Source organism: Streptomyces sp. NPDC127108, from assembly GCF_042677545.1.
In the GTDB taxonomy this organism is placed as follows: Bacteria; Actinomycetota; Actinomycetes; order Streptomycetales; family Streptomycetaceae; genus Streptomyces.
In genome coordinates this window covers 45,538-66,288 of record NZ_JBHXTE010000015.1, presented here as the reverse complement: position 1 = coordinate 66,288, position 20,751 = coordinate 45,538, and the positions used below count along the sequence as shown (strand labels likewise).

16 protein-coding genes and 5 tRNA genes are annotated in these 20,751 nt (G+C 71.0%); 12 read left to right on the top strand and 9 right to left on the bottom strand.

Annotated elements, in window-relative coordinates; genetic code table 11:
* Positions 1 to 23: 23 nt before the first annotated feature.
* Positions 24 to 1,097 (top strand): phosphoribosylformylglycinamidine cyclo-ligase, encoded by a 1,074-nt coding sequence (purM, locus tag ACFVHO_RS14825; RefSeq protein ID WP_385713559.1) that lies wholly within the window; start codon positions 24 to 26, stop codon positions 1,095 to 1,097.
* Between the two features lie 139 nt (positions 1,098 to 1,236).
* On the opposite strand, the gene ACFVHO_RS14820 is transcribed toward purM, so the two are convergent.
* Together ACFVHO_RS14820 and ACFVHO_RS14815 are read right to left on the bottom strand one after the other, a co-directional pair.
* Positions 1,237 to 1,491: a DUF3073 domain-containing protein gene (locus tag ACFVHO_RS14820; RefSeq protein WP_289948836.1), complete on the bottom strand. Its 255-nt coding sequence runs from the start codon at positions 1,489 to 1,491 to the stop codon at positions 1,237 to 1,239.
* Positions 1,492 to 1,822: 331 nt separating this feature from the next.
* A complete protein-coding gene (locus ACFVHO_RS14815; protein ID WP_385713557.1) occupies positions 1,823 to 2,905 on the bottom strand; it encodes a Leu/Phe/Val dehydrogenase in 1,083 nt (360 codons plus the stop codon).
* 236 nt (positions 2,906 to 3,141) lie between these two features.
* Here ACFVHO_RS14815 and ACFVHO_RS14810 point away from each other — a divergent pair, with 236 nt between their 5' ends.
* Entirely contained in the window at positions 3,142 to 4,053 is a 912-nt protein-coding gene (locus ACFVHO_RS14810; protein WP_385713555.1) for a hypothetical protein, read from the top strand.
* A 513-nt stretch (positions 4,054 to 4,566) separates the two neighbouring features.
* Positions 4,567 to 4,773: a developmental transcriptional regulator BldC gene (bldC, locus tag ACFVHO_RS14805; protein WP_003949541.1), complete on the top strand. Its 207-nt coding sequence runs from the start codon at positions 4,567 to 4,569 to the stop codon at positions 4,771 to 4,773.
* 581 nt (positions 4,774 to 5,354) lie between these two features.
* Here bldC and ACFVHO_RS14800 read toward each other — a convergent pair.
* The 3 genes from ACFVHO_RS14800 to hrpA form a co-directional block, all read right to left on the bottom strand.
* Positions 5,355 to 5,597, bottom strand: a complete 243-nt coding sequence (locus ACFVHO_RS14800; protein WP_385713553.1) for a DUF6274 family protein — start codon at positions 5,595 to 5,597, stop codon at positions 5,355 to 5,357.
* Positions 5,598 to 5,812: 215 nt separating this feature from the next.
* Positions 5,813 to 5,887 (bottom strand) — tRNA-Asp (locus ACFVHO_RS14795).
* 108 nt (positions 5,888 to 5,995) lie between these two features.
* Positions 5,996 to 9,961 carry an ATP-dependent RNA helicase HrpA gene (gene hrpA / locus ACFVHO_RS14790; RefSeq protein WP_385713551.1) on the bottom strand — a complete coding sequence of 1,322 codons (3,966 nt, stop codon included), beginning with the start codon at positions 9,959 to 9,961 and terminating at the stop codon, positions 5,996 to 5,998.
* 83 nt (positions 9,962 to 10,044) lie between these two features.
* On the opposite strand from hrpA, the gene ACFVHO_RS14785 reads away from it, so the two are divergent.
* The 3 genes from ACFVHO_RS14785 (at position 10,045) to ACFVHO_RS14775 (ending at position 12,254) form a co-directional block, all read left to right on the top strand.
* Positions 10,045 to 10,485: a hypothetical protein gene (locus tag ACFVHO_RS14785; protein ID WP_385713550.1), complete on the top strand. Its 441-nt coding sequence runs from the start codon at positions 10,045 to 10,047 to the stop codon at positions 10,483 to 10,485.
* 78 nt (positions 10,486 to 10,563) lie between these two features.
* Positions 10,564 to 11,430 (top strand): DsbA family protein, encoded by an 867-nt coding sequence (locus tag ACFVHO_RS14780; protein ID WP_385713549.1) that lies wholly within the window; start codon positions 10,564 to 10,566, stop codon positions 11,428 to 11,430.
* Positions 11,427 to 12,254 (top strand): cytochrome c biogenesis CcdA family protein, encoded by an 828-nt coding sequence (locus tag ACFVHO_RS14775; protein WP_385713548.1) that lies wholly within the window; start codon positions 11,427 to 11,429, stop codon positions 12,252 to 12,254. The genes ACFVHO_RS14780 and ACFVHO_RS14775 overlap by 4 nt, the downstream gene beginning before the upstream one ends.
* A 391-nt stretch (positions 12,255 to 12,645) precedes the next feature.
* Here the strand turns inward: ACFVHO_RS14775 and ACFVHO_RS14770 are convergent.
* From ACFVHO_RS14770 to ACFVHO_RS14755, 4 genes are all read right to left on the bottom strand, one after another.
* Positions 12,646 to 12,719 (bottom strand) — tRNA-Phe (locus ACFVHO_RS14770).
* A 27-nt stretch (positions 12,720 to 12,746) separates the two neighbouring features.
* Positions 12,747 to 12,821, bottom strand: a tRNA-Asp gene (locus tag ACFVHO_RS14765).
* 38 nt (positions 12,822 to 12,859) lie between these two features.
* Positions 12,860 to 12,932, bottom strand: a tRNA-Glu gene (locus tag ACFVHO_RS14760).
* Between the two features lie 82 nt (positions 12,933 to 13,014).
* Positions 13,015 to 14,574, bottom strand: a complete 1,560-nt coding sequence (locus tag ACFVHO_RS14755; RefSeq protein WP_385713546.1) for a metallophosphoesterase — start codon at positions 14,572 to 14,574, stop codon at positions 13,015 to 13,017.
* Positions 14,575 to 14,656: 82 nt separating this feature from the next.
* Between ACFVHO_RS14755 and ACFVHO_RS14750 the strand changes: the two genes are divergently transcribed.
* From ACFVHO_RS14750 to cobM, 6 genes are all read left to right on the top strand, one after another.
* Positions 14,657 to 15,007 (top strand): metallopeptidase family protein, encoded by a 351-nt coding sequence (locus ACFVHO_RS14750; RefSeq protein WP_016643405.1) that lies wholly within the window; start codon positions 14,657 to 14,659, stop codon positions 15,005 to 15,007.
* Positions 15,008 to 15,200: 193 nt separating this feature from the next.
* Entirely contained in the window at positions 15,201 to 15,770 is a 570-nt protein-coding gene (locus ACFVHO_RS14745; protein WP_385713544.1) for a hypothetical protein, read from the top strand.
* 251 nt (positions 15,771 to 16,021) lie between these two features.
* Positions 16,022 to 18,298: a DEAD/DEAH box helicase gene (locus tag ACFVHO_RS14740; protein WP_385713542.1), complete on the top strand. Its 2,277-nt coding sequence runs from the start codon at positions 16,022 to 16,024 to the stop codon at positions 18,296 to 18,298.
* Positions 18,299 to 18,459: 161 nt separating this feature from the next.
* A tRNA-Lys gene (locus ACFVHO_RS14735) sits at positions 18,460 to 18,532 on the top strand.
* 170 nt (positions 18,533 to 18,702) lie between these two features.
* The gene (gene cbiE / locus ACFVHO_RS14730; RefSeq protein ID WP_385713540.1) at positions 18,703 to 20,004 is read left to right on the top strand and encodes a precorrin-6y C5,15-methyltransferase (decarboxylating) subunit CbiE; all 1,302 of its coding nucleotides are present in this window, start codon (positions 18,703 to 18,705) and stop codon (positions 20,002 to 20,004) included.
* A complete protein-coding gene (gene cobM / locus ACFVHO_RS14725; RefSeq protein ID WP_385713538.1) occupies positions 20,001 to 20,750 on the top strand; it encodes a precorrin-4 C(11)-methyltransferase in 750 nt (249 codons plus the stop codon). The genes cbiE and cobM overlap by 4 nt, the downstream gene beginning before the upstream one ends.
* The last annotated feature ends 1 nt before the right edge of the window (position 20,751 follow it).

Here is a 20,751-nt window from a genome sequence, read left to right as displayed (position 1 = left end):
ATCAACCCGAAAGATCCCAGGCAATGTCTGAGACCACTGGTGCTTCCTACGCTTCGGCAGGCGTCGACATCGAAGCCGGCGACCGCGCCGTCGAGCTGATGAAGGAGTGGGTGAAGAAGACGCAGCGCCCCGAGGTCGCGGGCCTCGGCGGCCTCGGCGGCTTCGCCGGCCTCTTCGACGCCTCCGCCCTGAAGCGCTTCGACCGCCCGCTGCTCGCCTCCGCCACGGACGGCGTGGGCACGAAGGTCGACCTCGCGCGCAAGCTCGGCGTGTACGACACGATCGGCCACGACCTCGTCGGCATGGTCGTCGACGACATCGTCGTGTGCGGTGCCGAGCCGCTGTTCATGACCGACTACATCTGCGTCGGCAAGGTCCACCCGGAGCGCGTCGCCGCGATCGTCAAGGGCATCGCCGAGGGCTGCGTCCTCGCGGGCTGCTCCCTCGTCGGCGGCGAGACCGCCGAACACCCGGGCCTGCTCGGCCCGGACGACTTCGACGTGGCGGGCGCGGGCACCGGCGTCGTGGAGGCCGACCGCGTGCTCGGCGCCGATCGCATCCGTAAGGGTGACGCGGTCATCGCCATGGAGTCGTCGGGTCTTCACTCCAACGGGTACTCGCTGGTGCGACACGTGCTCTTCGACCGCGCCGGGATGTCCCTGGAGCAGGAGGTCGAGGAGTTCGGCCGCACGCTCGGCGAGGAGCTCCTGGAGCCCACGAAGATCTACTCCCTGGACTGTCTCGCGCTGATCCGCACGGCCGAGGTGCACGCCTTCAGCCACGTCACCGGCGGCGGCCTCGCGGCGAACCTGGCCCGGGTCGTCCCCGACGGCCTGCACGCCACCGTGGACCGCTCCACGTGGACGCCGGGCGCGGTCTTCGACCTGGTCGGCCGCGCGGGCCGGGTCGAGCGCCTGGAGCTGGAGAAGACCCTGAACATGGGCGTCGGCATGATCGCCGTCGTGCCCCAGGAGTCGGTCGACGTGGCCCTCACGACCCTCGCCGACCGCGGCGTGGACGCCTGGGTCGCGGGCGAGATCACCGACCGCGGTGACCACGCGAGCGGCGCCGAACTCACCGGCGACTACGCGAAGTAGCCCCTGGGGCGGGGCAGTAGCCCCCCGGGACAGCACAAAACCCGGTCCGGCGGTGTTACCACCCCGGGCCGGGTGAAGTGCGATCGCTGTCAGAACGGCGCGATTGGCGCGAACTCAGCGTTGTGCGGCTACCGCGAGGTCAAGCGCCGCGGCGCTGCGACGAGGGACCGGACTGGTCGTCCTCGTCTTCCTCGTCGTCGTTGTACAGATCCGCGTACTGCGCGTACGGGTCGTCTTCCTCGTCCTCGTCCTCGAACGGCTCGCCATTCGGCGGCTGCTGCGAAGTCGAAGCGCCCAGCTCATTGGCCAGACGCGACAGGTCAGTCCCGCCGCTGTTGTACTTCAGCTGGCGGGCGACCTTTGTCTGCTTGGCCTTGGCCCGGCCGCGCCCCATGGCTCGACCCCCTCGGTATCGGGGCTTCATGGCCCCAGAGTCTTGACACGCGTTCATGATCTGGAACGGACTCTCCATGGAGAGACCGGTCCGTAGGGCTTCCACGGTACCTGCTCCTGCGGCCATACGGTACGTCGCCCGCAGGACGCGCCTAGGCGCACGACTGGCAAGGTGCCCTTTCCTCGCTGGTCAGCTGCGATTTTAACCTCTTCTTGGCAGGCGACCCGCCGACGGGGGTGAGTCTTGTCTCCCGAGGGCGTCGGCGGGCCGTGATCCGGCGTCGAATCGGCGCGGTTCGCACACGTTCCGTGCGGTGTGCGTCAGCGGTGCGTCACGGGCGGCGGGCCTCCGCGATGCGCTGCTCGGCGATCCTGTCGGCCGCCGCGGCGGGCGGAATCCCGTCCTGCTTCGCACGTGCGAATATGGCGAGCGTGGTGTCGAAGATCTTCGAGGCCTTCGCCTTGCAGCGGTCGAAGTCGAAGCCGTGCAGCTCGTCGGCGACCTGGATGACACCGCCCGCGTTCACCACGTAGTCGGGCGCGTAGAGGATCCCGCGGTCGGCGAGGTCCTTCTCCACACCCGGGTGTTCGAGCTGGTTGTTGGCGGCGCCGCACACCACCTTCGCGGTGAGCTGCGGCACGGTCGTGTCGTTCAGGGCGCCGCCGAGCGCGCACGGGGCGTACACGTCCAGGCCCTCGGTGCGGATCAGGGTCTCCGTGTCGGCGACCGCGGTGACCTCGGGGTGCTTGCTGGTGATGCGGAGCAGCGAGTCCTCGCGCACGTCGGTGATGACCACCTCGGCGCCGTCCTCCAGGAGGTGCTCCACGAGGATGTGTCCGACCTTGCCGACGCCCGCGACGCCGACCTTGCGGCCGCGCAGCGTGGGGTCGCCCCACAGGTGCTGGGCGGAGGCCCGCATGCCCTGGAAGACGCCGAAGGCGGTGAGCACCGAGGAGTCGCCGGCGCCGCCGTGCTCCGGGGAGCGCCCGGTGGTCCAGCGGCACTCGCGCGCGACCACGTCCATGTCCGCGACGTACGTGCCGACGTCGCAGGCCGTCACGTAGCGGCCGCCGAGCGAGGCCACGAAGCGGCCGTAGGCGAGCAGCAGCTCGTCGCTCTTGATCCGGTCCGGGTCACCGATGATGACGGCCTTGCCGCCGCCGTGGTCGAGCCCGGCCATGGCGTTCTTGTACGACATCCCGCGCGCGAGGTTCAGGGCGTCGGCGACGGCCGCTTCCTCGGAGGCGTAGGGGTAGAAGCGCGTACCGCCGAGGGCGGGGCCCAGGGCGGTGGAGTGGATGGCGATGACGGCCTTGAGACCGCTGGCGCGGTCCTGGCAGAGCACGACCTGCTCGTGGCCCCCTTGTTCCGAGTGGAACAGGGTGTGCAGGACGCCGTCGGTTACATCGGTCACGGTGGTGACTCCCGGTTGCGTAGCGGCGGTTGGGCGGGGTTCCCGTGCGGGTGGCGGGCCCCGTTTGCCAAGAGAGTAGAGCCTCCTGGTGCTGGGCCGCCGCACGGTGGTCGGCATGACTCTGTCCGGTCCCCGCGCGGGCCACTCTCCCGGGCCGCAGGACGGAGTACGGCACTGTTCGGCCATGGCACGATTTGCAGTGTTTTCCAGTCGCTGGGCGGGGGAGGGGAGGAGCCGTGCCCAAGGTGTCCTCGGTGATCGTCCCGTACGCGTCGTACTTGCGTGTGTATGAGCCCCTGGCGGCCTTCCCTGAGCCCGAGCGCGGCCACTGGGCGCGCTACGCCCGCCGCCGGGAACGCCCCTCCTACCAGGACGAACTCCGTCGTTCCCTGGCCGATTTGGTGCCCACGCCACCCATCCCGGTGCCGGTGCACGAGAGCGGCGAGGCGTTCGTGGTGGAGACGGACGGCGTGGTGTGCGTCTGCCCCTGGCGGACCCGGCTGCGTGGCTGGCAGGCCCTCGGCGAGCTCGGCGGCCAGCTGCCCGCGCCGGTCCTGGACGCGGTCCTGCCGCCGGTGGTGCGCCGCCAGGCCGCCGCGGACTACGAGCAGTGGCTGGCCCGCAACCCCGACGCGCGCCCCTGGATCCGCACGGCGACCTGGCACGTGCCGCTGAACTGGTTCGTCCTGGTCGCGGACGAGGAGCGGCTGTACGAGCCCGGATACGCAGACGGGGGCGCCGGGGGTGCCGGGGGTGCCGGGGCCGCCGGTGCCGAGGGCGAGGAGGCGTCCGCCGGGGGCGGGGTGCCGGTGCTGCGGTACCGCACGCCCATGGTGCAGGCGCGGCGCCGGGTGGCACGGGGTCTGAAGGCGCTGCGGGACGCGATGGACGAGGGGCCGCTCATCGACGGCCTGGTGGACGTCGGGCGGTGGCTGGAGGAGTTCCACCCGCGCTCCCTGGTGGAGCTGGACTACGGCGGCCTGGTGCACGCGCTGCCGGGCGAGCTGCTCGACGAGGACCACTCGGCGGCGGACGTGGCCGCCGGGATCGAGGCGCTGCGGGCCGGTGACGGGGTGGGGGCCGGCGAGGCGTATGCGAGGCTCGTGGAGCGATGGCGGGCGGTGCGGGAGCGGCAGTTCTCGAACTGATCGCCTCCAGGTCTCGTGCCGGTGCGACGCTCCGGCCCGCTGCCGATGGAGAGCGCTTGTCCCGGTGGCGGGACGTAGGTCCCGATCCGGGCCTTTGCCTCAAGCGTGATGGACCGCACTTAACTCGCCCTTGCGCCGATCGGCCTTCCTCATGCCAAAATAGGACAAGGAGTCCGGAGAGGACTCCTTCCGTTCAACTATGGGCGGAATGCTCTGCATTGCACGCTATGGGGGGTCTGTTGACTCCTGATCGCTCTGTGACTGATCGTCACTGTGGCGTGACTGTCCGCTATGGCATGGTCCATCGGCTTCCGTCGCTGATGGACACCTGGGAGGGCAATTCCATCGGTTTGGCCGACGCGGCTGGACGGATGGTGTAGTTGTAGTGCCGAGGACAAGCCGTTCGTCCTATAACCGACTCGACTCGCGTCCGCCATTTCGGGCAACGCGGGTCAAGGTGCAGAATTTAGAGGAATGAACCGAGAAGGTTCGGTTCTCCCGAGGAGGCCGCTCATGACCGCTCGCACCCCTGATGCCGAGCCGCTGCTGACCCCGGCTGAGGTCGCCACGATGTTCCGCGTCGACCCCAAGACGGTCACGCGCTGGGCCAAGGCTGGCAAGCTCACGTCGATTCGCACGCTCGGCGGGCACCGCCGTTACCGCGAGGCTGAGGTCCGCGCTCTGCTGGCGGGTATCCCCCAGCAGCGCAGCGAGGCCTGAGCACGGCGTTTGTGAACTAAGCAGCAGTAAGCAGTACACATCGGACGATGAGCACGACCACTGCCGGGTCCCCCAACCTGGCCGTAACGTCCGACATATAGCTACACACGACACGGGACCCGCCCCAACGGGCCCCACGCCTGATCATTCTGGGTGCGTCGTAGATCGCGCTGGACTCCGCCGGGTCCAGCGCGATTTTTCATGCCCGCGCGCCCCTGGCGCCCGCCGGTGCTCGCCGTCCCTCGGGTGGGTGCGCGCTGTTGGGGGCCTCTGTGAGCCGCCCTGTTGATCCCTGGGGGACCCTGTCGGGCGGGCCGTGCGAGGGTGGGGTGCGCGCCGTCAAGGCGGCGCGTCAGGTGGTGCAATTGCACATATTAGATTGACCTGTTGTAGGGCAGGTGTAAGTTCCGGGGTTTCCAAAACTCGTTCGGTGACTACCGTCACACGAACCGTGGCTTGTTGCCCTGACCGCCCGTGCGCTAGAGGAGCCGAAGCGCGCCGACACCGGCCAACTCTCCGGAGAACACTCCCGCTCTCCGCTCAGCTTCCCACTCGGCGGGTGTCGTGCGCCTCGGCTTTGGTCATGCCTTGGGAGGACTTTCGTCCTCGCGTTGCTCAGCGGCCTCAGGAGCGTCATGAGCCTCCGGGGTGTCCTTGTGCTCCGGGGTGTCGTGCGGGTCGCCGGAGGGCTCCATGGCGAGGCGCAGCAGTTGGTGGCAGATGGGACAGTGCCGGGTCAGATGGCGGTAGCTGGTGGCCGCCGCGAGATGGGCGCGCAGCAGCGCGCGGGTCTCGTGCCGTGCGGACGCGGGGTATGCGGGCATGCGCCACCTCCTCGGGAGCGTGCGACGCGCTCCCTGTTGTTCTGGGGTACCGGCGGAATGTGACGCCGTCAACCCTGCTGCGCACGGGCACAACGCGGCGGGCCGCACCCTGACGGATGCGGGCCCATGAAGCCGTGAGGCCCGCACCCTGACGGATGCGGGCCCATAAAGCGGTGAGGCCCGCACCCTCGCGGGTACGGGCCTCACAGTTACTGCGGTCCTGACGGGATTTGAACCCGCGGCCTCCACCTTGACAGGGTGGCGAGCACTCCAAACTGCTCCACAGGACCAGGTTTCGCAGCTCCGATTGTTGCTCTGGGCTGCGAGAAAAGACTGTACAGGAGGTCGGCTCCCTGGTCGAACTCGCTCTGGGTGAGCGGTTGGTTACAGTCGTACGGCTAGGGGGCCGCGGCGTCGATGGCCTTCACGATGCGCTTGTCCGAGACGGGGTACGCCGTGCCCAGGGCGTGCGCGAAGTAGCTGACGCGCAGCTCCTCGATCATCCAGCGGATGTCCAGGACCTCGCGCGGCACGGGCCGCCCCTGCGGCAACTGCTCGAGGAGCCACGCGTACTCGTCGCGCATCTCGCGGACCTTCTCCATGCGCGTGGTGTCCCGCTGGACGCTCGTCGGCATCTGCTGGAGCCGTCGGTCGGCGGCGACCATGTAGCGCATGAGGTCGGGCAGCCTGCGCAGCCCCGTCTCCGTGACGAAGCCGGGCTTGATGAGGGCGTCGAGCTGCTCCCGCACGTCCGCGAGGTTCGCGAGCAGCGCCGGGCTCCTGGTGGACTTCAGGCGCCGCTCGCAGGCCTGCCAGGCGGCGAGGACCTGCTGGACCTGCGCGACGGCGTGCACGGTCGTGTCGACGATCTCGGCGCGCACCTTCTCGTACAGCTTGCGGTACGACTCCTCGTCCCACGCGGGCCCGCCGAAGTCCGCGATGAGCTTGTCCGCGGCGGCCCGCGCGCAGTCGTCGAAGAGGGCCTGCATGGAGCCGTGTGGGTTCGCCGACAGGGCGAGCTTCTGGGCGTTGGTGAGCTTGTCCTGGGCGAACTTGGCCGGATTGACGGGGATGTTGCGCAGGATGAGGCGGCGGGTGCCGCGCCACATCGCGCCCGTCTGCTCCGCCTCGGTGTCGTAGAGGCGTACGGAGACGGTGTCGCCGTCGTCCACGAGGGCCGGGTAGGCCTTCACGGGCTGGCCCGCGCGCCGCGTCTCGAAGACGCGCGAGAGCGAGCCGATCGTCCAGTCCGTGAGGCCGGTCCGCTCCACGGACTCGCCGCCGGAGCGCTCGGCCGTGGCGGCGGCCGCCTGCGACAGGGCCTTGCGCGCCTTCGGCTTGAGCCGGAGCTTCAGGACCTCGAGGTCCTTGTCCTCGGCGAGCTTGCGGCGCCGCTCGTCGGTGACCCGGAACGTGATCTTCAGGTGGTCCGGTACGCGGGTCAGGTCGAAGTCGTCGCCGTGCACGGGCACGCCGACCATCTTCTGCAGCTCGCGCCCCAGCGTGACGTGCAGCGGCTCTTGAAGGGGCGTGGCCCGCTTCAGGAACTCCTTGGCGTAGTTGGGCGCGGGCACGTAGTGGCGGCGGATCGGCTTCGGCAGGGAGCGGATCAGCTCGGTCACGACCTCCTCGCGCAGACCGGGGATCTGCCAGTCGAAGCCGTCGGGCGAGACCTGGTTGAGCACCTGGAGCGGGATGTGCACGGTCACGCCGTCCGCGTCCGCGCCCGGCTCGAACTGGTACGTCACCTTGAACTTCAGCGGCCCCTGGCGCCAGCTGTCCGGGTAGTCGTTCTTCGACACGTCGCCCGCGCGCTCGTTGATGAGCATCGACCGCTCGAAGTCGAGCAGCTCGGGTTCTTCGTGGCGCTTCTTCTTCCACCACGAGTCGAAGTGCGCCCCCGACACGACGTCCTCGGGCACCCGCTGGTCGTAGAAGTCGAACAGCGTCTCGTCGTCGACGAGGATGTCGCGGCGCCGGGCGCGGTGCTCCAGCTCCTCGACCTCGGTGAGCAGCTTGCGGTTGTCGGCGAAGAACTTGTGGTGCGTACGCCAGTCACCCTCGACCAGGGCGTTGCGAATGAAAAGGTCTCGGGAGACCTCGGGGTCGATGCGGCCGTAGTTCACCTTGCGGTCGGTGACGATCGGGACGCCGTACAGCGTCACCTTCTCGTACGCCATGACGGCTGCCTGGTCCTTCTCCCAGTGCGGCTCGCTGTACGTGCGCTTGAGCAGGTGCTGGGCCAGCGGCTCGATCCACTCGGGCTCGATCCTCGCGTTGACGCGGGCCCAAAGGCGGGACGTCTCGACCAGCTCGGCCGACATGATGAAGCGCGGGGGCTTCTTGAAGAGCGCCGACCCGGGGAAGACCGCGAACTTGGCGCTCCGCGCCCCCAGATACTCGTTCTTCGCTGTGTTCTTCCCGCCCTCCCCCCCGGCGTTCTTCACATCCTTCATCCCGATGTGGGACAGCAGCCCGGCCAGCAGCGAAAGGTGGACCTGCTTGTCGCCCGCGTCGTCGTCGTTCAGATGGACGCCGAGCTGCTTGGCCACCGTGCGCAGCTGGGTGTAGATGTCCTGCCACTCGCGGATCCGCAGGAAGTTCAGATACTCGCGTTTGCACATGCGGCGGAAAGCGGAGGAGCCGAGCTCCTTCTGCTGCTCGCGCACGTACCGCCACAGGTTCAGGTACGCGAGGAAGTCGGACGTCTCGTCCTTGAAGCGGGCGTGCTGCTGGTCGGCCTGCGTCTGCTTGTCGGCGGGGCGCTCGCGCGGGTCCTGGATGGACAGCGCGGCCGCGATCACCATGACCTCGCGCACACAGCCGTTCTTGTCGGCCTCCAGGACCATCCGGGCGAGCCGCGGGTCCACGGGGAGCTGGGCCAGCTTGCGGCCCTGCTGCGTGAGCCGCTTCTTCGGGTCCTTCTGGGTGGGGTCGAGGGCGCCGAGCTCCTGGAGGAGCTGCACGCCGTCCCGGATGTTGCGGTGGTCCGGCGGGTCGATGAAGGGGAACTTCTCGATGTCGCCGAGCCCGGCCGCGGTCATCTGGAGGATGACGGAGGCCAGGTTCGTACGGAGGATCTCCGCGTCCGTGAACTCGGGGCGGGCGAGGAAGTCCTCCTCGCTGTACAGCCGGATGCAGATGCCGTCCGACGTGCGCCCGCAGCGGCCCTTGCGCTGGTTGGCGCTGGCCTGGCTGACCGCCTCGATGGGCAGGCGCTGCACCTTCGTGCGGTGGCTGTAGCGGGAGATGCGGGCGGTGCCCGGGTCGATCACGTACTTGATGCCCGGGACCGTCAGGGACGTCTCGGCGACGTTGGTCGCCAGGACGATTCTTCGTCCCGTGTGCGGCTGGAACACGCGGTGCTGCTCGGCGTGCGACAGCCGGGCGTAGAGGGGGAGGACCTCGGTGAAGCGGTAGTTCTTCTTGTTCAGCGCGTCCGCCGTGTCGCGGATCTCGCGCTCACCGGACAGGAAGACCAGGATGTCGCCCTTGCCCTCGCCCTGGAGCTCCTCGACGGCGTCCGTGATCGCGGTGATCTGGTCGCGGTCGGGGTCGTCGTTGTCCTCTTCCAGGAGCGGGCGGTACCGCACCTCCACCGGATACGTCCGGCCGCTGACCTCGACGATCGGCGCGTCCCCGAAGTGGCGCGCGAAGCGCTCCGGGTCGATGGTCGCGGAGGTGATGACCACCTTCAGGTCCGGGCGCTTCGGCAGCAGCTGGGCGAGATAGCCCAGCAGGAAGTCGATGTTCAGAGACCGCTCGTGGGCCTCGTCGATGATGATCGTGTCGTACGCGCGCAGCTCGCGGTCCGTCTGGATCTCGGCGAGCAGGATGCCGTCCGTCATCAGCTTCACGTACGTGTCGCCGCTCACCTGGTCCGTGAAGCGGACCTTCCAGCCGACGGCCTCGCCGAGCGGCGTGTTCATCTCCTCGGCCACCCGCTCCGCGACCGTGCGGGCCGCGATGCGGCGCGGCTGCGTGTGCCCGATCAGGCCGCGCACGCCCCGGCCGAGCTCCAGACAGATCTTCGGGATCTGGGTCGTCTTGCCCGAGCCCGTCTCACCCGCGACGATCACGACCTGGTGGTCGCGGATCGCCGCCAGGATGTCGTCCTTCTTCTGGCTGACCGGCAGTTGCTCGGGATACGTGATCGCGGGCACGCCGGTGGCGCGGCCCGCCATGCGGGCCGCGGCCTTCTCGACGTCGTCCGCGATCTCCGCGAGAACGGCGGCGCGGGCCTCGGGCTTGCGGATCCGGCGCGCACCTTCGAGCCGCCTGCCGATCCGGTGCTCATCGCGCAGCGAGAGCTCCGTCAGGCGGGGGGCGAGGGCGTCGAGGGTGAGGGCGGGCTGCGTAGACATACGCGGTCCAGGATCTCACCCGGTGCTCGGGAACGGCCAACCGATTTCCCGTGGGGCACGCGGGAACACGTACGATTCCGGGCATGTGGTCCCGGGCCCGGCTTGCGTGGTGCCCCCTGGTGGGGGTGCTGGTCGTCGTGCTCGGGCTCGGGGTGCTGTGTGGTTCCGCGGGGGCTGCCGGGGTGTCCGGGGCGACCGGAGTGTTCGGGGCGACCGGGGTGTCCGGGGCGACCGGGGTGTCCGAGACGGTCGTGTCGTCCGGGGTCACCGAAGCGCCGGTGTTCGTCGCCGAAGGCCAAGGTGTGCCCGGGTGCGGGCAGGGTGGCGACAAGGGTGACGTGCAGCGGCCCGCCGCGCCGCCGCGTTCCCCCAGCTCCTACGAGCTGCTGCCCGCCCTCTACGACACCCGGCCCGCCGCCGGCTCCTGGCTCGCCGACCAGGCCGTCCTGACGCTCTCGCCCGGCCGCGCGCCGCCCGCGCTCGTGCCGCCCTCGCCGATAGACCTCTCCGTTCTGCGCGTGTAGGAGGCCCCTGTCCCAGGGGTCCCTCAGCTACGCACACGTACACGTACGCATCACGCGCATCAGGAGAAGTGCATCACCATGTCGTCATCGTCGTCATCCACCGGCAAGTCCTCCGCGTCCACGGGCAAGTCCTCCGCGTCCACCAGCAAGGCGGCCGCCCGCGCGCAGCAGGCCGCACGCGAGAAGGCCGCCGCCCGCAAGAAGAAGAACATCGCCGTCGTCGCCGGTGTGGTCGCCGTCGCCGCGATCCTCGGTGTCGCCTCCTACACCGCCTCCAAGCCCGGGAAGTCGTCCACCGCCACCGCCGAGAAGTCCTCCGGCTCCGGCGACTCCGCCGCCGCTCCTCGCGAGGGCGTCTACCCCGAGCTGGCCGCCCTCGCCCGGCGCGACGCCAAGGACCCGCTGGCCCAGGGCAAGGCCGACGCGCCCGTCGTCATGATCGAGTACGCCGACTTCAAGTGCGGCTTCTGCGGGAAGTTCGCCCGGGACACCGAGCCCGACCTGGTCAAGAAGTACGTCGAGGACGGCACCCTGCGCATCGAGTGGCGGAACTTCCCGATCTTCGGCGAGGACTCCGAGCGGGCCGCTCGCGGGGCCTGGGCGGCCGGCAGGCAGGGCAGGTTCTGGGAGTTCCACGAGGCCGCGTACGCGGACGGGGCCAAGGAGAAGGGCTTCGGGGACGGGCGGCTGAAGGAGCTGGCCCGGGAGGCCGGGGTCGGGGACGTCGAGCGGTTCGCCCGGGACGCCGGGAGCGACGCGGCTCGGGCCGCCGTGAAGAAGGACCAGGAGGAGGGGTACAAGCTCGGTGCCACCTCCACACCGTCGTTCATCGTCAACGGGCAGCCGATCGCCGGGGCGCAGCCGGATGCCGTGTTCGAGCAGGCCATCGACGCGGCGAAGGCCGAGGCTGCGAAGGCCGGGGCGGCCGAGGGCAGGAAGAAGTGAGCGCCGACGTCGGGTACTTCGCCGCCTTCCTGGCGGGGTTGCTGGCCCTGGTCAGTCCGTGCAGCGCCTTGTTGCTGCCCGCCTTCTTCGCCTACTCGATCGACTCCACCTCGCGGCTCCTCGCCCGTACCGGGATCTTCTACGCCGGGCTCGCCACGACGTTGGTGCCGCTCGGCGCCGCCGGGTCCGTGGCCGGGCGGTTCTTCTTCGGGCACCGGGAGCAGTTGGTGTTCTGGGCCGGGTGGCTGATCATCGCGCTCGGTGTCGCGCAGGTGGTGGGCCTCGGGTTCGCCTCGCGGCGCATGGCCGAGCTGTCCGGGCGGATCCGGCCCACGACGGCTGTGTCGGTGTACGCGCTGGGGGCTGTGTACGGGCTTGCCGGGTTCTGTGCGGGGCCGATCCTCGGGAGTGTGCTGACCGTGGCGGCCGTGAGTGGGAGCCCCGTGTACGGGGGCGCTCTCCTTGCCGTGTACGCCCTGGGGATGGCTGTGCCGCTGTTCGTTCTCGCTGTGCTGTGGGAGCGGTTCGAGTTGGGGCGGCGGCGGTGGCTGCGGGGGCGGGTGTTCCGGGTGGGGCGCTTCGAGCTGCATACGACGTCCGTGCTGTCCGGGCTGTTCTTCGTGCTGCTCGGGGCGTTGTTCCTGGCGTACGACGGGGCTGCGGCGTTGCCCGGGTTGCTGGATGTGGACGACTCGTTCGCCGTGCAGGAGTGGGCGGGGCGGCTCGGGGACGCTGTGCCGGACTGGGTGATGTTGGTGGGGGTCGTCGTGGTGGTGGGCGGTGTGGTCCTGCTGCGGCGCCGCCGGTCCGCCGCGTCGGGCTAGCCGGGGTCTGTGGGGGTTGCGGTCCCTCGCCTCCGCTCCGGTCGTGGGGCGGGGCCGCGCCGGTATGTCCGTGCTCGCGTGTGTGGCCTGGTACGCGTTGTGTGTACGTCCGTCGTGGTCGTCCGAGCTGCGCGCGGACATACCGGCACGTCCCCTCCGGTTCGGATGGCGGCGAACGGTCCGGTGGGGGTGCTGTCACTTCCAGCTGCCGCCCCCCCCGCTGTGGGCAGCTGGGCCGCCCAGAGGGCGGAACGGGTGGGCACAGCCCCGGCCGACGGCGCCCTTGATGTTGGGGGGAGTAGGGGCACGGCCCCGGGGACGACGGTCCGTGTGATGTGCGGGGGAGGGGGAAACGGCGAAGGCCCCGTCCGGGGACGGGGCCTTCTGGAGGTGGCTGGGGCCGGGATCGAACCGGCGACCTATCGCTTTTCAGGCGATCGCTCGTACCAACTGAGCTACCCAGCCACGCAGCTCACCGAGGTGATCTGCAAGCGGTCCTGACGGGATTTGAACCCGCGGCCTCCACCTTGACAGGGTGGCGAGCACTCCAAACTGCTCCACAGGACCAAGCGTTGTGCGAGCACAAGTCTCGCACAGGTGTTGCGTGCCCCCAACGGGATTCGAACCCGTGCTACCGCCTTGAAAGGGCGGCGTCCTGGGCCACTAGACGATGAGGGCTAAGAGGCCCGCCGTGGGCGCTTTGCAGCGCGTCGGGGACGTGAGAAGCATATGGGATGGGGGGAGGGATCGCCAAAACGGTTTACGAGGGTGGCACCGGGGGCGGCGTCGAGGGGTCGGCCCCGGGCTGGTTCTCCTTGGGCAGATGGCGGCTGACCTCGGCCTTCGTGAGGCCGAGCCCGCCCAGTTTGATCTCGTCCCAGGCCTGGAGGCGTTTGGTGGCGCGGTCCAGGTAGAGGACGGATGTCTCCACCGGGTCGGGGTGGTCCCCTTCGACCGCGCGCAGCCCGCTGCCGCCCGTCGACCCCTCGACGCGCAGCCGCGTGCCGTCCTCCATGACCTCCATCTCCTGGTGGTGCACATGCCCGGCGAGGACCAGCGGCACCGTGCCGTCCGTCCTCCGCGCCGCCGTCGGGTTGTGCGTGACGGCGATGTCGACCGGCGTGCCCTTGGCGGCCTGCTCGCGGAGCGAGGTGGCGAGGTTGATGCCCGCCATCTCCTCCACCGGGTTGCCCTCCTGTTTCACGGAGCGGTCCGGAGTGAACTGGGGGTCCCCGATGCCCGCGAAGCGCAGGCCCGCGACGTCGGCCGGTTTGCCGCCGTCGAGCACGTGGGTGTTCTTGAGCTTCTTCATGTAGCGCTGCGTCGCGAACGAGTCGTGGTTGCCGCGCACCCACACGTAGGGCGCGCCCAGGTCCTCGATCGGGTCGAGGAAGGCGTTCTCGGCGGCGGTGCCGTGGTCCATGGTGTCGCCGGAGTCGACGATGACGTCGATCTCGTACTGCTCGACGAGCGAGGAGATGATCTTCCAGCTGGCCGGGTTGAGGTGGATGTCCGACACGTGCAGGAGGCGGATCGTGGACGGGTCCGGTTCGTACGCGGGGAGGGTGGACGTCACGTCGTACAGCTTCGTCACGTTGGTGACCAGGCGCGCCAACTCCCGCTGGTAGACGTCGAATTCGCTGACGATGTTGCGGGCGTTGCCGACGACCGAGGGGGCACTGCTCAGGAGGCCCGAGAACTTCGGCTCCAGGACCGACTTGGGGTTCCAGGTCGCGTACGCCGCCGCGCCGGAGGCCGCCAGGAGCGCGAGTGCGAGGCCGCCCGCCGCGAGCGCCCTGCGCGGTCTGCGGTACACCGCGAGGCCGAGCGCCGTGGCGCCCGCGACCACGGCCGCGCAGGAGCGCACCGCCAGGTTCAGCGTGCCCGTCACGACGTCCTCCGCCACCTCCTCCTGCATCCCCGAGATCCGCTCCGGATGGTCCACGAGGGCCTCCGAGCGCACCGGGTCCAGGCGGTCCACCTCGACGTCCAGGCGGATCGGCGCCACGTGCGAGCGCAGTTCGAGGGCGCCGAGCGGCGACACGTCGATCTTCGTGCCGCCGGTCAGGGACGGGCGCAGCTGCATGCGCGTGTCCATGGGCCCCACGGACGTCCGTACGCTGCCGACGATCAGCAGCCCCAGCCAGGCCCCCAGGAGCACCACCGCCACCAGGCCCACCGCACGGCCGAACGGGTGCGGGGTGCTGGTGAGGTTCGTGGTGGGGGGTGGGTGTGCCGCGCGGTAGCGGCTGACGAGAGCGGTCGTCGCCCCGCGCAGGCCGCGCAGGTTCCGCAGAACGACCGTCCAGTCGCGCCCCATTGGGGCCGTATGCCCATGCGCGGTGGCGGCTATGCCCGCGCCGGGGCGGCGGTGGGTGCGGGGTGTGGCGGACAATGGGTGTGTGCTGGAGATGACGCGCGAGGAGTTCGAGGAACTGGTGGCCGAGGCGCTCGACCGGATTCCTCCCGAGCTGACGCGGCTCATGGACAACGTCGCGGTGTTCGTCGAGGACGAACCGCCCCGCGACGACCCCGAGCTGCTCGGTCTGTACGAGGGAACTCCGCTCACCGATCGCGGGGAGTGGTACGCCGGGGTGCTGCCCGACCGCATCACCATCTACCGGGGGCCCACCCTGCGGATGTGCGAGTCGCGCGAGGACGTCGTCGCCGAGACCGAGATCACCGTGGTGCATGAGGTCGCGCACCACTTCGGGATCGACGACGAGCGGCTGCATGCCCTGGGGTACGGCTGACGGGTGCGGCTGGGCTTCCGGGGGTGCGGTGACTTCTCGGGGGTGCTCCGGGGGCTCGGGCGTCGGTCCGGTGCGGGCGGTCTGAGGCTTCGGTCACAGGTCGGGTGCGGGCGCGGGCTTTCCGTGTCCTCTTGCGGGGCGCGGGAGTTGGGCAGGGCGTTCCTTCCCCCAGCGCCTTCGGAGGTGCTCGGCCGTGCGCCATGTGTACGTTTCCGTTCGGTGGGCCGCGGCCGTCGTGGCCGTCGCGGCCACCGCGGGCTGTATGAGCATCGGCGACGACGGGAGCGGCGCGCCCGTCCCCGCACGGTCCGCCGGTGAGCGGAGCGGGGCCGCCGCCCCCGACGGGGGGAGCGTCACGCCCGGCGGCTCCCGTGCCGACGGGCGCGCGGACGGCCGCCGGGGCGGCGAGAAGGACGGCAAGGGCGGCAAGGACGCCAAGGGTGGCGACGAGGGCGGCGGCAAGGACGGCAAGAGCCCGGCCGCCGGGCGCGGGAAGGACGCCGCGCCGGACGACGAGCCCTCGAAGGGGGGCGCCAGCGGCGGCTCGACCGTCGAACCCACCAGCGACGGCGGCAAGCCCTCGCCGACCCGTACGCGGCCGGGGCCCCGGCCGACCCGGAGCACCCCCGCCCCCGACCCGACGTCCGCGACGCCCACGCCGACGCAGGAGCCGACGCCCCCGGAGCCGTCGTCGTCCGCCCACGGCGGGGTGGGGGAGCCCGCGGGGCGCGGGGAGCCTTCGCCTGAGGCCGGGCCCGCGTAGGGGGTGTGGAGCCGTCGTCGGGGCCTTGGGAAAGCCCCGATATGGTGGGCGTTTGCCAATTGGGGTGGTGGGTGCGTATGGTGGTAGATCGTTTGATCCCATTTGCCCGGCCCTCTTGGTGGAAAAGCCACAGAAGAGCGCCGCGTGGCGCGTACTCTCCCTTGCCGTGGCTGACCGCATAGAGGCGGTCCATTGCGAAATCACGGAGTTGACGGGCGCGTGCCGAGACTCCGGAAGGTTTCGCATTTCGCATGTCCATTTTCAGTTCTGACCACGCCGTCCTGCCCGAGAACGAGTCGGTCGAGGCCGTCGAGAGCGACGCCGTAGCGGCTGTCGCCGAGGCCCCCGAGGCCGCCGAGACCGTCGAGGCCGCGGACGTCACCGAGGTCACCACCGACGCCGTCGCCGAGGCCGTCGAGGCCGACGCCGACGCCGAGCCCGAGATCACCTTCGGTGACCTCGGCTTGCCCGACGGCGTCGTCCGCAAGCTCGCCCGCAACGGCGTGCACACCCCGTTCCCGATCCAGGCCGCGACCATCCCGGACGCCCTGGCCGGCAAGGACATCCTCGGCCGTGGCCGCACCGGCTCCGGCAAGACCCTCTCCTTCGGTCTGCCGACCCTGGCGCGCCTCGCCGACGGCCACACCGAGAAGAAGAAGCCCCGCGCGGTCATCCTCACCCCGACCCGCGAGCTGGCGATGCAGGTCGCCGACGCCCTCCAGCCCTACGGCGACGTCCTCGGCCTCAAGATGAAGGTCGTCTGCGGCGGTACGTCCATGGGCAACCAGATCTACGCCCTGGAGCGCGGCGTCGACATCCTCGTCGCCACCCCGGGCCGTCTGCGCGACATCATCAACCGCGGCGCCTGCTCCCTGGAGAACGTCGAGGTCGCCGTCCTCGACGAGGCCGACCAGATGTCCGACCTGGGCTTCCTGCCCGAGGTCACCGAGCTGCTCGACCAGGTTCCGGTCGGTGGCCAGCGCATGCTGTTCTCGGCCACGATGGAGAACGAGATCTCCACGCTGGTCAAGCGCTACCTGAACAACCCGGTGACGCATGAGGTCGACGCCGCCCAGGGCGCTGTCACGACCATGACGCACCACATCCTGATCGTGAAGCCCCGCGACAAGGCGCCGGTCACCGCCGCCATCGCCGCGCGCAAGGGCCGCACCATCATCTTCGTCCGCACCCAGCTGGGCGCCGACCGCATCGCCGAGCAGCTCCGCGACGCCGGTGTGAAGGCCGACGCGCTGCACGGCGGCATGACGCAGGGCGCGCGCACCCGCACCCTCGCCGACTTCAAGGACGGCTACGTCAACGCGCTCGTCGCGACCGACGTAGCCGCCCGCGGCATCCACGTCGACGGCATCGACCTGGTCCTGAACGTGGACCCGGCCGGCGACCACAAGGACTACCTGCACCGCTCCGGCCGTACCGCTCGCGCGGGCCGCTCCGGCACGGTCGTGTCCCTGTCCCTGCCGCACCAGCGCCGCCAGATCTTCCGCCTCATGGAGGACGCGGGCGTCGACGCCTCGCGCCACATCATCAACGGCGGCGGCGCGTTCGACCCGGAGGTCGCCGAGATCACCGGCGCCCGCTCCATGACCGAGGTCCAGGCCGAGTCCGCGGGCAACGCGGCCACCCAGGCCGAGCGTGAGGTCCGCGACCTCACCAAGGACCTGGAGCGCGCCCAGCGCCGCGCCGCCGAGCTGCGCGACGAGGCCGACCGCCTCACCGCCCGCGCCGCCCGCGAGCGCGGCGAGGACCCCGCGGCCGCGGTCGCCGAGGCCGCCGCGACCGAGGGCGAGTCCGCCGCGGTGTCGGTGCCGGAGCAGCCGGTCGCGGAGCGCGACGACGAGCGTCCCGCCCGCGAGGACCGTCCCTCGTACGAGCAGCGCCGTCCGGCCCGTGACGAGCGCGGCAACTACGAGAAGGAGCGCCGCTCCTTCGACCGCCGCGACGACCGCGGTGGTGACCGTGGTGGCTTCAACCGTGACCGTCGTGACGACCGTGGTGGCCGTTCCTTCGAGCGTCGCGACGACCGTGGTGGCTTCAACCGTGACCGTCGTGACGAGCGCGGCGGCTTCAACCGCGACGACCGTGGCGGCTTCCGCGGCGGCTTCAACCGCGATGACCGCGGCGGCCGTTCCTTCGAGCGCCGTGACGACCGTGGTGGCTTCAACCGTGACCGTCGTGACGACCGTGGCGGCGACCGTGGTGGCCGTTCCTTCGAGCGTCGCGACGACCGTGGCGGCTTCAACCGCGACCGTCGTGACGACCGTGGCGGCGACCGTGGTGGCCGTTCCTTCGAGCGCCGTGACGAGCGTGGCGGCTTCCGCCGCGACGACCGTCCCTCCGGTCACCGGGGCAGCGACCGCCCGTTCAACCGCGACCGCCGCGACGACCGCCCCGCCGGCGGCCACCGCGCCGGCGGCCACGACCGCCCGTCGTACAACCGCGGCTCCGGCTCCGGCACCGGCTCCTTCGGCCGCCGCGACGACAAGCCGCGCTGGAAGCGCAACGGCTGACGCCTGAGCGCCCACCCGCACCACGGCAACGGGCCCGCCCCCACTCGGGGGCGGGCCCGTTCCGTTCGCCCCGCACTTCGACGCTCCTCAAGGGCGATACCCGATCGGAAGCCGGGGCCGGGCGGGCTATGCTCATGGGTGCGCCGACAGCTTGTCGGCGAGGACCGTTAGCTCAATTGGCAGAGCAGTGGACTTTTAATCCATTGGTTGTGGGTTCGAGTCCCACACGGTCTACCTCTCAGGCCCAGGTCAGGCAGTCGCCGACCTGGGCCTGCGGCGTTCCTGGACTTCGATCGCCACCCATGTGCGACAAGGGTGCGGCGGTGACCACCTGACCGGAGTCGGTCGGAGGCCGGACAGTAGAGTTCGGCTGCGTCAGCCCCCCGAACACCGAGGTACCGTCCGTGACCCCCACACCCGTCGCACGCCCCGCAGGACCCGCAGTGAGCGTCGTGGGGATCGGAGCCGACGGGTGGGCCGGACTTCCGGACGCGGCGCGCACGGAGCTCGTGGACGCGCAGGTGCTGATCGGCGGCGAGCGGCAGCTGGGTCTGCTCCCGCCGGAGTGCGCGGGACGGCGCGTGCCGTGGCCCTCGCCGCTGCGGCCCGCGGTTCCCGGGCTGCTCGCCGCGCACGCGGGGAGCAGGATCGCCGTACTGGCCAGCGGCGACCCGATGTTCTACGGCATCGGCCGGGCCCTCACCGAAATCCTCGGCAGCGACCGGCTGCGCATCCTGCCGCACCCGTCGTCCGTGTCCTACGCCTGCGCCCGCATCGGCTGGCCCCTGGAGGACACCGACGTCGTCACGCTGGTCGGGCGGCCCGCGTCCCGGCTGGCCGCGGCCCTGCACCACGGGCGCCGACTGCTGGTCCTCAGCGCGGACGCCACCACACCCGCCACGGTGGCCGCGCTGCTGCGGGAACGCGGCTTCGGGCCGAGTGCGATGCGCGTCCTGGAGCAGCTCGGCGGCGAGGACGAGGCGTGCGCCGAAGGGATCGCGGACACGTGGACGCACCCGCCGGGCGACCCTCTGAACGTCATCGCGATCGAGTGCCGCAGGGCACCCGACGCCCTGCGTCTGGGCGCCGTGCCCGGTCTGCCCGACGAGGCGTACGAGCACGACGGCCAGCTCACCAAGCGCCAGGTGCGGGCCGCCACCCTCGGCGTGCTCGCGCCCGCCCCCGGCGAGCTCCTGTGGGACATCGGCGGCGGCTCGGGGTCCGTGGCCATCGAGTGGATGCGCACCCACCGCTCCTGCCGTGCGGTCACCGTGGAGCGCGACCCGGTGCGGGCGCGGCGCATCGAGCGGAACGCCGAACACCTGGGTGTCCCCGCCCTGAGCGTCATCACCGGCCGGGCCCCCGACTGCCTCGCCGAGCTGCCCGCTCCCGACGCCGTGTTCATCGGCGGCGGGCTGACCGCGCCCGGCCTGCTCGACGCCTGCTGGGAGGCGCTGCCCGCCGGCGGCCGCCTGGTCGCCAACACCGTCACCCTGGAATCAGAGGCGCTGCTCACCGAGCACTACCGTCGGCACGGCGGTGACCTGGTCCGGCTCGCCGTGGCGCACGCCGTGCCCGTCGGCGGCTTCACCGGCTGGCGCCAGGCGATGCCCGTCACCCAGTGGTCCGTACGCAAGCCGTCGACGCCCGCCACCACAGACCACTCGGCACAAGCCCCCGCAGAACACCCAGGAGACAACAGATGACCGTGTACTTCATCGGCGCGGGCCCCGGCGCGGCCGACCTGATCACGGTGCGCGGCGCGCGGACGCTCGCCGCCTGCGGGGTGTGCCTGTACGCGGGCAGCCTGGTGCCCCGTGAACTGCTCGCCGAGTGCCCTCCGGACGCCCGGCTGGTCGACACCGCTCAGCTCGACATCGACCAGATCACCGCCGAACTCGTCGGCGCCCACCGGGAAGGCCACGACGTGGCCCGGCTGCACTCGGGCGACCCCTCCGTCTTCAGCGCGGTCAACGAGCAGATGCGGCGCCTGGACGAGGCCGGTGTGCCCTACGAAGTGGTGCCGGGCGTCCCCGCGTTCGCGGCCGCCGCGGCGTCGCTCAAGCGGGAGCTGACCGTGCCGACCGTCGGCCAGACCGTCATCCTCACCCGGATCGCCAACCGCGCCACCGCGATGCCGGCGGGCGAGGACCTGGCCACGCTGGGGCGCAGCGGCGCCCTGATCGTGCTCCACCTGGCCGCCAAGTACGTGGACCGGGTCGTCGAGGAGCTCCTGCCGCACTACGGGGCCGACTGCCCGACGGCCGTCGTGGCGCTGGCCTCCCGTCCGGACGAGCTCATCCTGCGCGGTCCCCTCGACGGCATCGCGGAGCAGGTGAAGGCGGCGGGCGTGATCCGTACCGCCGTCATCATGGTGGGCCGCACGCTGGGCGCCGAGCAGTTCCGCGACAGCCATCTCTACTCGCCCGCACGCGAGCGTCACGCCTGCTAGC